Origin of the sequence: Pseudomonas sp. TMW22091, assembly GCF_022496705.1 — a bacterium.
Classification (GTDB): domain Bacteria; phylum Pseudomonadota; class Gammaproteobacteria; order Pseudomonadales; family Pseudomonadaceae; genus Aquipseudomonas; species Aquipseudomonas saxonica.
Genome location: NZ_SCFI01000003.1, coordinates 436105 through 447971, shown reverse-complemented (window position 1 = coordinate 447971; position 11867 = coordinate 436105). Strand labels below are relative to the sequence as shown.

At 55.4% G+C, this 11867-nt stretch carries 13 protein-coding genes; 10 read left to right on the top strand and 3 right to left on the bottom strand.

Translation table 11 applies throughout. The features are described from left to right. Window positions 1-9: 9 nt before the first annotated feature. Window positions 10-801: a hypothetical protein gene (locus tag EQV93_RS08655; protein WP_240891373.1), complete on the bottom strand. Its 792-nt coding sequence runs from the start codon at window positions 799-801 to the stop codon at window positions 10-12. 59 nt (window positions 802-860) lie between these two features. After that, window positions 861-1856, bottom strand: a complete 996-nt coding sequence (locus EQV93_RS08650; RefSeq protein ID WP_146427158.1) for an alpha/beta hydrolase — start codon at window positions 1854-1856, stop codon at window positions 861-863. Between the two features lie 146 nt (window positions 1857-2002). On the opposite strand from EQV93_RS08650, the gene aroC reads away from it, so the two are divergent. From aroC to mtnC, 5 genes are all read left to right on the top strand, one after another. Further along, entirely contained in the window at window positions 2003-3094 is a 1092-nt protein-coding gene (gene aroC / locus EQV93_RS08645) for a chorismate synthase (protein ID WP_122782948.1), read from the top strand. Window positions 3095-3128: 34 nt separating this feature from the next. After that, window positions 3129-4277: an MFS transporter gene (locus tag EQV93_RS08640; protein WP_240891372.1), complete on the top strand. Its 1149-nt coding sequence runs from the start codon at window positions 3129-3131 to the stop codon at window positions 4275-4277. Further along, window positions 4274-4894, top strand: a complete 621-nt coding sequence (locus tag EQV93_RS08635; protein WP_146383665.1) for a methylthioribulose 1-phosphate dehydratase — start codon at window positions 4274-4276, stop codon at window positions 4892-4894. Before EQV93_RS08640 ends, EQV93_RS08635 begins: the two co-directional genes overlap by 4 nt. Before the next feature lie 101 nt (window positions 4895-4995). Next, the gene (locus EQV93_RS08630; RefSeq protein ID WP_122782945.1) at window positions 4996-5541 is read left to right on the top strand and encodes a 1,2-dihydroxy-3-keto-5-methylthiopentene dioxygenase; all 546 of its coding nucleotides are present in this window, start codon (window positions 4996-4998) and stop codon (window positions 5539-5541) included. A 9-nt stretch (window positions 5542-5550) separates the two neighbouring features. Continuing rightward, the gene (mtnC, locus tag EQV93_RS08625; RefSeq protein ID WP_240891371.1) at window positions 5551-6234 is read left to right on the top strand and encodes an acireductone synthase; all 684 of its coding nucleotides are present in this window, start codon (window positions 5551-5553) and stop codon (window positions 6232-6234) included. Window positions 6235-6306: 72 nt separating this feature from the next. On the opposite strand, the gene EQV93_RS08620 is transcribed toward mtnC, so the two are convergent. Next, entirely contained in the window at window positions 6307-6585 is a 279-nt protein-coding gene (locus EQV93_RS08620) for a DUF3509 domain-containing protein (RefSeq protein ID WP_146383663.1), read from the bottom strand. A 314-nt stretch (window positions 6586-6899) separates the two neighbouring features. Between EQV93_RS08620 and EQV93_RS08615 the strand changes: the two genes are divergently transcribed. The 5 genes from EQV93_RS08615 (at window position 6900) to EQV93_RS08595 (ending at window position 11856) form a co-directional block, all read left to right on the top strand. Beyond that, window positions 6900-7433 carry an ankyrin repeat domain-containing protein gene (locus EQV93_RS08615; RefSeq protein ID WP_122782942.1) on the top strand — a complete coding sequence of 178 codons (534 nt, stop codon included), beginning with the start codon at window positions 6900-6902 and terminating at the stop codon, window positions 7431-7433. Window positions 7434-7502: 69 nt separating this feature from the next. Further along, entirely contained in the window at window positions 7503-8033 is a 531-nt protein-coding gene (locus EQV93_RS08610) for a hypothetical protein (RefSeq protein WP_122782941.1), read from the top strand. Window positions 8034-8117: 84 nt separating this feature from the next. Further along, window positions 8118-8309, top strand: coding sequence for a PLDc N-terminal domain-containing protein (locus EQV93_RS08605; protein ID WP_122782940.1), 192 nt, complete (start codon window positions 8118-8120; stop codon window positions 8307-8309). Window positions 8310-8513: 204 nt separating this feature from the next. Next, a complete protein-coding gene (gene speE, locus EQV93_RS08600) occupies window positions 8514-9389 on the top strand; it encodes a polyamine aminopropyltransferase (RefSeq protein ID WP_122782939.1) in 876 nt (291 codons plus the stop codon). Between the two features lie 388 nt (window positions 9390-9777). Continuing rightward, window positions 9778-11856: an LTA synthase family protein gene (locus EQV93_RS08595; protein WP_146427167.1), complete on the top strand. Its 2079-nt coding sequence runs from the start codon at window positions 9778-9780 to the stop codon at window positions 11854-11856. Window positions 11857-11867: the final 11 nt, after the last annotated feature.

The window sequence follows — 11867 nt, the reverse complement described above, 5'->3', positions numbered from 1 at the left end:
GATCCGTACCTAGCGGTGCGTCGCAATCCATATCAGCAGAGCAGCCTGAAAGACCGCAAAAGCCACCAGGCAGGTGATGGTGAAGCGCAAACCGATGTCTTCTCGCTGAAACTTGCTGATCCTGTCTTCTTTAGCACGCAATTTTACTTCTTGCTCCTGCAAAGTCTGTTCGGCTTGCTGGAGCATCTGCGCGGCTTCAAGAATTTCCACTAACTGCAATTTTTCACTGTTCCAGGTGGAGTAGAGGTCACTGACTTCTACGGCCTTTATGTGGGCTTTGAGATGCAGGGCATCTTCGTACACCACGTCAAAGCCTTGGGTGCGCAAGCTATGGTCGCGCCGCTGTCGAGTGTCTTCGCTCAAGGCATCCCGGCTCGGCAAGCTCATTTTTTCAACTGTGTAGCGCGAATGTTTTTTCTGCGACCACAGGATGGCCTGCGCCATCAGGAAGCGTCCGATACCTCGGTTCAGAGGTTCAATTTGCAAGCCGCTCTCGGGGGTGATGCTCACTTGTCGGGTGGCATGGTCCAGCCAGACGTCGAGATGGTCCTGTTCTTTGCGCACTTTCTGGTTGGGCAGCAGGATGCTCAAGCGCAAGAGGCTGAAGTCTTTGTTGTGGCGTTCGGTGTACCCGAACTGGACAAAACGCAATGGCCGAGCGCCCGTGCTGCGATCCGTTGGCAGAGGTGCCAGGCGCAGCATTTTGAAATGCTCGGGTTGCACGTCCGCCCAAGGGCGTGTGGTCGCCTCGGGCGGTGCCGGCTCTTCAGTGCCCGCGTGTGGTGTTGGGGTGTCGCTCATAACGGCAGAATCCTGTGCAAGCCCGGTATGTCGGGCAAGCAAAGGCCGCCGACACCGGCTTATCGGCCGTTATGCGCAGGACTGGAGGGTTTGCCTGCATTCACTTTAGTGATGAAGCGCACAGTTCGATCGCCCAATTCCCCCGCGAGTCGCTGATTGGGATCGTTGTAGGACTGAACCTGACGTTTCATGTCCATCGGGACAATACGCATCACGTGGTTCATGCCATTGATCAACGTCAGGACGGCATCGGGTTTGGCTGCCTTGAGCAAGCGCGCATCTTTGACGTCGACCTGAATGTCGTGAGTGCCCTGAATAATCAAGGCGGGCATTTTCAATGCGGAAAAAGCGGTGGCCGGGTTGTAATGCAGCAGGCTGATCATGTACGGCTGCACGCTGGGGCGGAACACGGCTTCGAGGTCTTTGGGCACGTTATCGTCGGTATGACCGGCTTCCAGTGAGCTGATCAGTTCAAAGCTGCGTTTGAGCAAGGCGGGCGGCAAATGATTACGTTGCAGTTGCTCACGCAATAACGCGCCGACCGGGCGCCCTGTACCCGCAATCGAGATCACCCCGGCGGCCCCGATGCGCGGGGCAGCGAGGCTGGCAATCAGGGCGCCTTCGCTGTGGCCCAGTACAAATACCTTGCCGAAGCGCGGGTCAGCCTTGAGCTTCTCGCCCCAGGCCACTGCATCGTCAACGTATTTGTCCACACTCAGTTGTCGCTCGTCCGGGGTCGCGGGCTGGCTTTGGGCAATCCCGCGCTTGTCAAAACGCACGCTGGCGATGTTGCTTTGGGCCAGGCGCCATGCCAGTTTTTTCAAGGCGTCGTTACGCCCGCCAATCGGGTTGTTGCCATCACGGTCGGTTGGGCCGGAGCCAGCCAGGATCAGTACGACTGGCACTGGCTTGTCGCTTTTGGGCAGCACCAATGAGCCATAGAGCGTGCCGGAACCCGTGTCCAGTTCAATAGGGCGCAGCAGAACATTAGAAGAGGTGGCCGCCAGGGCCTGAGTGCAGAACAGGGTCAGCGCTAAAAAGAATATTCGCAGCATCGTTACGCCATCATTGTCTAATGTGCCGGTTCTACAAACCCGGATGAGTAAGGTTGGAGGATGAACTACTAGGGCAGCCTGCGTATACTGGCGCGCATAGTAAACGAGGTTGAATTTAATCAACTGTTTTTCGCGGAGCTCCCTGCATGTCCGGCAATACCTACGGCAAGCTGTTCACTGTCACCACCGCAGGCGAAAGCCATGGCCCGGCGTTGGTCGCCATTGTTGATGGCTGCCCGCCCGGGCTTGAGCTGTCCCTTGAAGACTTGCAACGCGATCTTGACCGCCGCAAGCCCGGCACCAGCCGGCACACCACACAACGTCAGGAGCCGGACGAAGTCGAGATCCTTTCCGGCGTGTTCGAAGGGCGTACGACGGGCTGTGCCATTGGCCTGCTGATTCGCAATACTGACCAGAAGTCCAAGGACTACTCGGCGATCAAAGACCTGTTTCGCCCCGCGCATGCCGATTACACCTATCACCACAAATACGGTGAGCGTGATTATCGCGGTGGTGGGCGCAGTTCTGCACGTGAAACTGCCATGCGGGTTGCCGCGGGTGCTATCGCCAAGAAGTATCTGGCGACCCAAGGCATTGTGATTCGTGGCTATATGAGTCAACTGGGCCCGATCGAAATCCCGTTCAAGACCTGGGATTCGGTCGAGCAAAACGCCTTTTTCAGCCCAGATCCGGACAAAGTGCCAGAGCTTGAAGCTTACATGGACCAACTGCGTCGCGATCAGGACTCGGTGGGTGCCAAAATCACGGTGGTGGCCGAGGGTGTCATTCCAGGTTTGGGTGAGCCGATTTTTGATCGTCTGGACGCCGAACTGGCCCACGCTTTGATGAGCATCAATGCGGTCAAGGGCATTGAAATAGGTGCAGGTTTCGCCAGCGTTGCCCAGCGCGGCACCGAGCACCGCGACGAGCTGACGCCTGAGGGGTTTGTGAGCAATAACGCGGGCGGCATTTTGGGCGGTATTTCGTCCGGTCAGCCGATTGTTGCGCATCTCGCGTTGAAGCCCACATCAAGCATCACCACCCCAGGTCGCTCGATTGATGTGCATGGCAACCCGGTCGACGTGATCACCAAAGGTCGTCATGACCCCTGTGTGGGCATCCGCGCCACGCCAATTGCCGAGGCCATGATGGCCATTGTGCTGATGGATCACTTGCTGCGTCACCGCGGGCAGAATGCCGATGTGCGTGTGAGCACGCCTGTGCTGGGCCAGTTGTAATGCAGGGGCGTATGGGTGCCGTGGTCTGACGACCGTGGCACCACTTCCTTACTGGCGGTTGTCAGGCTTCTACCTTTTCTACTTCGCCTTGCTGGGGGCTACAGCGCCGTATCTGGCGCTGTACTTCCACCATCTCGGCTTCTCCAGCGCAAGAATAGGCGAGCTGGTGGCCATCCCGATGTTGATGCGCTGTGTGGCGCCGAATTTATGGGGCTGGCTGGGCGACTATACGGGGCGACGCTTGCTGATTGTACGGCTCGGCGCACTGTGCACCTTGCTCAGTTTCAGCCTGATTTTCGTCAGCAAGAGCTATGCCTGGCTGGCACTGGTCATGGCCCTGCATGCGTTCTTTTGGCATGCGGTGCTGCCGCAGTTCGAAGTCATCACCTTTGCCCATTTGCGCCAGCAGCCCGAGCGTTATAGCCAGATCCGGCTGTGGGGCTCGATTGGTTTTATTTTGGCCGTGGTGAGTCTCGGGCGCCTGTTTGAGTGGCTGGATCTGGATATTTATCCTGCGGCCGTACTCGTCATCATGGCAGGCATTGTGGTGTGCAGCCTGTGGGTGCCCGGAGCGCAGCCGTCCAGCGAGGGGCGCAAGGTGCTGCTCGGCGGGTTTGTTCAGCAGTTGCGCAGTCCCGGAGTGCTGGCGTTTTATGCCTGTGTGGCATTGATGCAACTGAGCCACGGGCCGTATTACACCTTTCTGACCTTGCACCTAGAAGACCTTGGCTACAGCCGGGGTGTGATTGGCCTGTTGTGGGCGTTGGGTGTGGTGGCAGAGGTTCTGATGTTTCTGGCCATGCGACGCATCTTGCTGGCATTTTCGGTACGAAGAGTACTTATGGTCAGCTTTGTGCTGGCGGCCCTGCGATGGCTGATGCTGGGCTCGTTTGCCGAATACCTGTGGGTATTGTTGCTGGCTCAGCTGCTGCATGCGGCCACTTTTGGCAGTTTTCACGCCTGCGCCATGGCCTTCGTTCAACGCAGCTTCGGGCCCGGCCAACAAGGTCAGGGGCAAGCGCTATACGCCACTTTGGCGGGCATCGGGGGGGCTGTGGGTGCGCTATATGCCGGTTACAGCTGGAACACACTCGGCCCGACTATCACCTTTAGTATGGCAAGCGCCTCAGCATTGGCCGCAGCCGTTATCATCGCAACTCGACTGCAAGAGGACAGGCCATGAGCCTTACCCGTGAACACTTGAGCCTGGAAATCATAGAAGCCGGGCGCTTCCTGTACGGTCGTGGCTGGTCGCCTGCCACCAGTAGCAACTATTCGACCCGACTTTCGGCCACCGAGGCGTTGTTGACGGTTTCGGGTAAACATAAAGGCCAGTTGGGCCTGGATGATGTACTGGCTACCGATTTGTCGGGTAATAGCCTTGAACCTGGCAAAAAACCTTCTGCCGAGACCTTGCTGCATACCCAGTTGTACCGCTGGCGGCCTGAAATTGGTGCCGTGTTGCACACGCATTCTGTGAATGCGACCGTACTGTCGCGGCTCACGCCCGGTAACAGCCTTGAGTTTGAGGATTACGAACTGCAAAAAGCCTTCAGCGGTGTGTCGACCCATGCATCGAAAGTGCAGGTGCCTATTTTTGACAATGATCAGGACATCGAGCGTCTGGCAGGCAAGGTTCAGCCGTGGCTTGAGGCTCATCCTGACTGCGTGGGGTACTTGATCCGTGGGCACGGTCTGTACACATGGGGGGCGCGAATGAGCGATGCCTTGCGTCAGATCGAGGCCTTTGAGTTCTTGTTTGAATGTGAGCTCAAAACCCGTGCCGTACTTAACCGTTAACGCTGACTTCACTGTGAAGAAGCTCACCGCCTGAATTCAATGGTTTGCCTGAACGGCCTGTAAAAGCCGAAAGCGCACGCCTACGCCGAGGAACCGCATCCATGAGCAGCCTGTCCGTCTATCACATTTCCAGCCCAGAACTTCCGAACAAGGTGTTAACCCACCTTGATGACATCCAGTCCACCCTGGCCGAGCAGGGTGTGCGCTTTGATCGTTGGCAAGCCGCTGCGCCGATCCAGCCGGGTGCGACTCAGGAAGAAGTGATCAGTGCTTATCGTCAACAGATTGATCAGTTGATGACTGAGCGCGGCTACATCACTGTGGACGTCATCAGTCTGAACAGCGACCACCCGCAGAAAGCAGAGTTGCGCGCCAAGTTTCTGGATGAGCATCGCCATGCTGAGGATGAAGTGCGATTTTTCGTTGCCGGGCGAGGGCTGTTTACGCTGCACATTGGCGATTATGTCTATGCAGTCCTGTGCGAGAAAAACGACCTGATCTCAGTCCCAGCAGGCACGCCTCACTGGTTCGATATGGGCGAACATCCTCATTTTGTGGCTATCCGTTTATTCAATAACCCAGAAGGCTGGGTGGCGAATTTTACGGGTGAAGACATCGCCAGCCGCTTTCCCCGTCTCGAAGATTAAGGAGCCCCCATGCCGATCAAGGCCATCCTCACCGATATCGAAGGCACGACCAGCGCCGTGAGCTTCGTTTTTGACGTGCTGTTTCCTTATGCAGCCACGCATATGCCCGATTTTGTTCGGGCTCACGCTGAAGACCCTGAAGTGGCCATGCAGTTGGGCGAAGTGCGACTGGACAGCGGTGAACCCGAAGCGGACGTCGAGCGAGTCATCGAGATCCTCGCCCAATGGATTGCCGAGGACCGCAAGGCAACGCCGCTCAAAGCTCTGCAAGGCATGGTCTGGAAGCAAGGTTACGAGGCGGGTGAGTTGAAAGGGCATGTTTACCCGGATGCGGTCCAAGCCCTAAAGGGTTGGCATGCGCTGGGGTATGAACTGTACGTGTATTCGTCAGGTTCGGTTCAAGCACAGAAATTGATTTTCGGCTGCTCCGAAGCGGGGGATCTCTCGACGCTGTTCTCCGGCTATTTTGATACCACTTCAGGCCCCAAGCGTGAGGCGCAGTCCTACCGGCGTATCACCGAAGCCATAGGCTGCCTGGCGGGCCAAATTCTGTTTCTTTCAGATATTGTCGAGGAACTGGATGCGGCTCAAGAGGCCGGCTTGCAGACCTGTGGACTGGCGCGCGAAGGAGGTCAATTGAAAGGGCATAAGACCGTCAGCAGTTTTCTTGATATTGACGTGGAACACCTTTAACAAAAACCTCACTGCAACACAGCAAAAAGCCGGTCAATGCCGGCGTTTTGCTGTGCGCGAGTCGCGATGCCATTACGCTGAATGATAGGTAGGCAGGGCAAAGCGATGTTGGCTTTGCAGCATCGAAATGGTCGGCAATTCGCTGGCGTTACCTGCCAGGTCGCGACGGATGGCGCTAATCACCCAAGTCAATTGCTCAGCGGTGTGCAATTGAGCATACGAAATACAACGCTGAGTCTGTTTGCCATCGCTGTCACACAGCGTGAGCAACACGCCACCATCAGGGCGAGGCTTTACGGTGACCTTGTGGTTCGAGAACAGGGAAGTGAATTTTTCTTGGATCAGACTCATGTCTTCATCTCCATTAGCGCGTGGAAGGCTTGTATGAAGTGAGAGTTGCAGGGACTGTGCCAGTCGAATGATTAAATAAAATCGTTATAAATCAATAGCTTGATAAATATGCGCCGTGACTGGGTCGTGCATTTTGCATGAGTGCTAAAAGTTCACCCTGCAATTTGCCCAGTCGTGATCAATCATCGAAGTAAAATTCATGCTTAGGGGCGTGCTTATAGATTTTTTCTATAAGTGCCGTATACACAAAAGGGGTGACAGGCCGGGGTTGTGTCAGGAAACTAGGCTTTTTTGTAGCGAACACGGAGCCTCATATGTCAGATAACAAGCCAGCAGATCAAAATCGGCAAATGACCCCAGAAGAAGCCGCCGACTTTGCCGAACAGGTGTTCAACAAAGCCCGTGAAGGCGATGCGGCCATGCTGGCTGCGTTGTTGAGCAAAGGCTTGCCACCCAATCTGCGCAACCATAAAGGCGATACCTTGTTGATGCTGGCGAGCTACCACGGTCATGTTGAAGCGGTGAAAGTGTTGCTGGAGCATAAAGCCGACCCTGAAATTCGCAATGACAACGGCCAAAGCCCGATTCAGGGTGCCGCGTTCAAAGGCGACCTGGCGATGGTGCAGGCGTTGGTCGAGGGTGGCGCACAGGTCGAAGGTGCTTCTTTTGACGGTCGCACGGCATTGATGATGGCAGCCATGTTCAACCGGGCGGCAATCATTGATTTCCTGATCAGTAAAGGCGCCGACCCAAAAGCTAAAGACGCCAGCGGTACGACTGCCCTGGACGCGGCAAGGACGATGGGTGCTGTCGATACCACCGCTCAGTTGGAAAAACTGCTGGGCTGATGCGATGTCCTCGGGGGGCGCATTTGATATATCCTGCGCGCCCTCTTTTTCCCTGTTACAGGTCTGCCCATGAAAACTGCTCTCGTCGAACTTATCAGCAAAATCAGCTCTGGCTGCCTGAGCGACGACGACATAGCCAAAATCGCTGATGAAGCGTCTCAGGCCTACGCTGACCCTGCTGCATTTCTGGCTGCCAATCCAGATATCAACTACGACGAAACCTTCCCGATCACGCTGGGGGAGTGGGTTGTGATCGGCAGTTTGCCTGAAACGGTCTTGTTCCAGGCAGATACCTACATGGACCTGTTTGAACAAATCGTCGCGTCGTTTGGCCCAAATGTGGCGTTCAATATCAAACCGAAACAACTGGCTAAGACCGAAGCGCTGACTGCGCTAAACCGGATTCAGATCCAGATGGGCAGCATGTCGGCGGATAAAGGCGGTTATGTGTTGATGAATGTCAGCCAACCGCTGGATGACGCGCTTCAGGTGGTGCTGGTCTACGGCGAAGACGTTCCGCGTGTGCTGGAACTGTGCGAGGCCCTCGGGATCAGCGCAGCGCCTTCTTTGGAAGCCCTCAAAATCGCTGTCCACGTTTAATCCAGTACGGCCTGTAATAAAAAACGGAACCCTGCCCATAGCTGACTATCCTAAGTAGACAAGTTCTCACTCAGGAGCATCATCATGGGTTCTACGTTTAACGGTCTCATTGGTCTCATCATTCTGGCACTGGATATTTGGGCCATTATCAATGTGATTAAAAGCGGTGCCGGAACGGGGGCGAAAATTCTCTGGATCTTGCTGATCATCCTGCTGCCTGTACTGGGGCTGATTATTTGGGCCATCGCCGGCCCAAGGGGCAATGTTCGGATTTGAGCCATTAATGAGCGGTTTACGCCACCTTCAGTTGGCTAACCGCTGAGTCAGTCAACGTCAAGGTTCGACCTGTCAGGTTCCTCGACGTAGAATGCGCGCCTTTCTTGGGCAGTTAAGTCGGTGTATTGCGAACGCGATCTACGGCTTGACTGTCGATCATGGGCGGGTGACCGTCCGTTGCCACCAGCATTCAAGGGACTACCCATGACTGAAACACCAAAGACCGACTATCTCGAAACCCTTTATGAAGGCTATGGCCAGCGTTTTCGCATGGACAAATTGCTGCATGAAGTGCGTACCGAGCACCAGCACCTGGTGATTTTCGAAAATCCGGTCATGGGCCGGGTCATGGCGCTGGACGGTGTTATCCAGACCACTGAAGCGGATGAATTCATTTACCACGAAATGCTCACCCATGTGCCGATCCTGGCTCACGGTGCAGTCAAGCGCGTCCTGATCATTGGCGGTGGCGATGGCGGCATGCTGCGTGAAGTGACCAAGCACCGGGGCATCGAACACATCACCATGGTCGAGATCGATGGCACCGTGGTGGACATGTGCAAAGAGTTTCTGCCTAACCACTCCAACGGCGCCTACGACGACCCGCGCCTCAATCTGGTGATCGATGACGGCATGCGTTTTGTCGCCACGACCGAAGAAAAATTCGATGTCATCATTTCGGACTCCACTGACCCTATCGGGCCGGGCGAAGTGCTCTTTTCCGAAAACTTTTACCAGGCTTGCCATCGTTGTCTGAATGATGGCGGTGTACTGGTCACGCAAAACGGTACCCCGTTCATGCAGCTGAACGAAGTGAAGACCACGGCCGGGCGCATGCGCAGCCTCTTCGCCGACTGGCATTTCTATCAGGCAGCGGTGCCGACTTACATCGGTGGCGCGATGACGTTTGCTTGGGGGGCTACCGACAAGTCCTACCGCAAATTGCCACTGGAGACCCTGCGCCAGCGTTTCGCCGGAAGCGGCATCGTGACCCGTTACTACAACCCCGAGATCCATATCGGCGCATTTGCTCTACCGCAATATGTGTTGCAGGCCATTAACAAGCCAAGCAACGATTAATAGACGGTTGTGCTGATAAGCCTGCTCCCCCAAGATCTGCAAGGTGCTTGAGGGGGGTGGGCATGCCTGTGGCAAAAAGTCTTTCCCGACGCTTTCTTGTGTTTCAAGATGTTCTCTGTACGAAATTTTCACGGAAGGTTTAGGACAATTCGCGCGCAAAATTTCGGCCTCTGAGTGGCTCCGCCCCCTTATACGGTGCTTGCGATGCCTCTCATTCGATAATGTTGCGTAATAAATGGCATTGACCTCAGTGGATTACCTTGAGGTCAATGCTGCATGTGCTCAGTCCACGTGACCTACGGTTGCATCTAATCGTAGAGAAACCACGAGGGCAGGGCGCTGCATAATAAAAGCCACTTCAATCTGAACCAATGGGTCCTTAAACGACATGGCAATCCCGGACGCCCCAAAACAACAGCATGCGACTACACGTGTGTTGCAACCGACCGTCAAATCGCATCTGGCGTTTACGCTGCTCTGTGCCTTGATCATGATGGTGATGTTCACCCTCCTTCGGGTGGCCTTGCTGGTTTATAACCGAGAAATGATCCTCGATACTCCGGCCTCGACTTTTCTGGAAGCGTTCGCGAACGGTTTGCGATTTGACTTGCGAATCGTGGTCTATCTCAGCATTCCGTGTGTGTTGGCATTCCTCAGCGTCAAAGCCATGGCTTGCCGAGGCGTGCTGCGCTTCTGGCTGACAGCCGCCTCCAGTCTGGCGTTGTTTTTGGGCCTGATGGAGATGGATTTCTATCGGGAGTTCCATCAGCGTCTGAACGGTCTGGTTTTCCAATATGTAAAGGAAGACCCAAAAACCGTCATGAGCATGCTTTGGTACGGCTTCCCGGTGGTTCGCTATCTGTTGGCATGGGCAGTGGGTACGGTCATTTTGTACTTTGCTTTCCGCGGCGCTGACCGCCTGACGCGTCCACGCGCTGTAGCGGGTGTATCGAGTGAAGCGCGGAGCGTAGCGCCATGGTATGGCCGTGCTGTGGTGTTCGTGGTGGTGCTGCTGGTGTGTGTGGTCGCTGCCCGGGGCACACTGCGCCAAGGTCCTCCACTGCGCTGGGGTGATGCCTACACGACAGACTCCAACTTCGCCAACCAGTTGGGTCTCAATGGTTCTCTGTCGTTGATTACTGCGGCAAAAAGCCGTTTCTCGGATGAGCGCACCAATATCTGGAAACCCACGCTGGAAGATTCGGTGGCGCAGCAGACCGTGCGCGACATGTTGCTGACCGAGAACGATAAGCTGGTTGATCCGGATACAGCACCTGTGCGCCGCGATACCACACCGCCTGCGGAAAAAACCTTACCGATCAAAAATGTTGTCGTGATTTTGATGGAAAGTTTCGCTGGCCATTCGGTGGGTGCTTTGGGGCGTCCAGGCAATGTCACTCCTTACTTTGACCAGTTAGCCAAAGAAGGTTTGCTGTTCGAGCGCTTCTTTTCCAACGGTACGCACACCCACCAGGGCATGTTTGCGACCATGGCGTGCTTCCCGAACCTGCCGGGTTTTGAATACCTGATGCAAACCCCGGAAGGCAGCCACAAGCTGTCCGGTCTGCCTGAGTTGCTGAGCGCTCGCCAGTTTGACGACGTCTATGTCTACAACGGCGATTTTGCATGGGACAACCAGTCGGGTTTCTTTAGCAATCAGGGTATGACCACGTTTGTGGGTCGTAACGATTTTGTTAACCCGGTGTTCTCGGATCCAACGTGGGGCGTGTCCGATCAGGACATGTTCAACCGTGGTCTGGAAGAACTGAAAAAGCGTGAAGGCAAGGCGCCTTTCTATGCCTTGTTGCAAACCTTGTCCAACCACACGCCGTATGCGTTGCCTACACCGCTGCCCGTTGAGCCTGTTACTGATCGCGGTTCCCTGAACGAGCATTTGACGGCGATGCGGTATTCAGATTGGGCCTTGGGCCAGTTCTTCGAAAAAGCGCGTAAAGAACCTTATTTCAAAGAAACACTCTTTGTTGTGGTCGGCGACCACGGTTTCGGTAACGAACAGCAAATTTCCGAAATGGACTTGGGGCGCTTTAACGTTCCGTTGCTGCTGATCGGGCCAGGCATTCAGGAGAAGTTTGGCGCGCGCAATGACACGGTCGGTACTCAGGTCGATATTGTGCCGACCATCATGGGGCGTCTGGGCGGTGAGTTCCGTCAGCAGTGCTGGGGTCGTGATTTGCTCACCTTGCCGGAAGGTGACAAAGGGCGAGGCATCATCAAGCCCTCGGGCAGTGATCAGACGGTGGCTATCATCAGTGATGACCACATCCTGGTTCAGCCAAAGGATATGCCCGGTAAAGTGTGGCAGTACACGCTGGGTGCCAACCCTGAAGCTAAAGTAGTGGCTGGCTCGCCTGAAGAAGCTGATCTGAAGCAGAAGCTCGAATCTTTCTTGCAAACCGCTACCAAAAGCTTGGTGGATAACACTGCAGGCGTAGAAGATCCGAAGTAAGCAAACATGCA

Coding starts and splice junctions, on each gene's coding strand:
- EQV93_RS08655 (WP_240891373.1), bottom strand. CDS start 801: ATGAGCGACACCCCAACACCACACGCGGGCACTGAAGAGCCGGCACCG.
- EQV93_RS08650 (WP_146427158.1), bottom strand. CDS start 1,856: ATGCTGCGAATATTCTTTTTAGCGCTGACCCTGTTCTGCACTCAGGCC.
- aroC (WP_122782948.1), top strand. CDS start 2,003: ATGTCCGGCAATACCTACGGCAAGCTGTTCACTGTCACCACCGCAGGC.
- EQV93_RS08635 (WP_146383665.1), top strand. CDS start 4,274: ATGAGCCTTACCCGTGAACACTTGAGCCTGGAAATCATAGAAGCCGGG.
- EQV93_RS08630 (WP_122782945.1), top strand. CDS start 4,996: ATGAGCAGCCTGTCCGTCTATCACATTTCCAGCCCAGAACTTCCGAAC.
- mtnC (WP_240891371.1), top strand. CDS start 5,551: ATGCCGATCAAGGCCATCCTCACCGATATCGAAGGCACGACCAGCGCC.
- EQV93_RS08620 (WP_146383663.1), bottom strand. CDS start 6,585: ATGAGTCTGATCCAAGAAAAATTCACTTCCCTGTTCTCGAACCACAAG.
- EQV93_RS08615 (WP_122782942.1), top strand. CDS start 6,900: ATGTCAGATAACAAGCCAGCAGATCAAAATCGGCAAATGACCCCAGAA.
- EQV93_RS08610 (WP_122782941.1), top strand. CDS start 7,503: ATGAAAACTGCTCTCGTCGAACTTATCAGCAAAATCAGCTCTGGCTGC.
- EQV93_RS08605 (WP_122782940.1), top strand. CDS start 8,118: ATGGGTTCTACGTTTAACGGTCTCATTGGTCTCATCATTCTGGCACTG.
- speE (WP_122782939.1), top strand. CDS start 8,514: ATGACTGAAACACCAAAGACCGACTATCTCGAAACCCTTTATGAAGGC.
- EQV93_RS08595 (WP_146427167.1), top strand. CDS start 9,778: ATGGCAATCCCGGACGCCCCAAAACAACAGCATGCGACTACACGTGTG.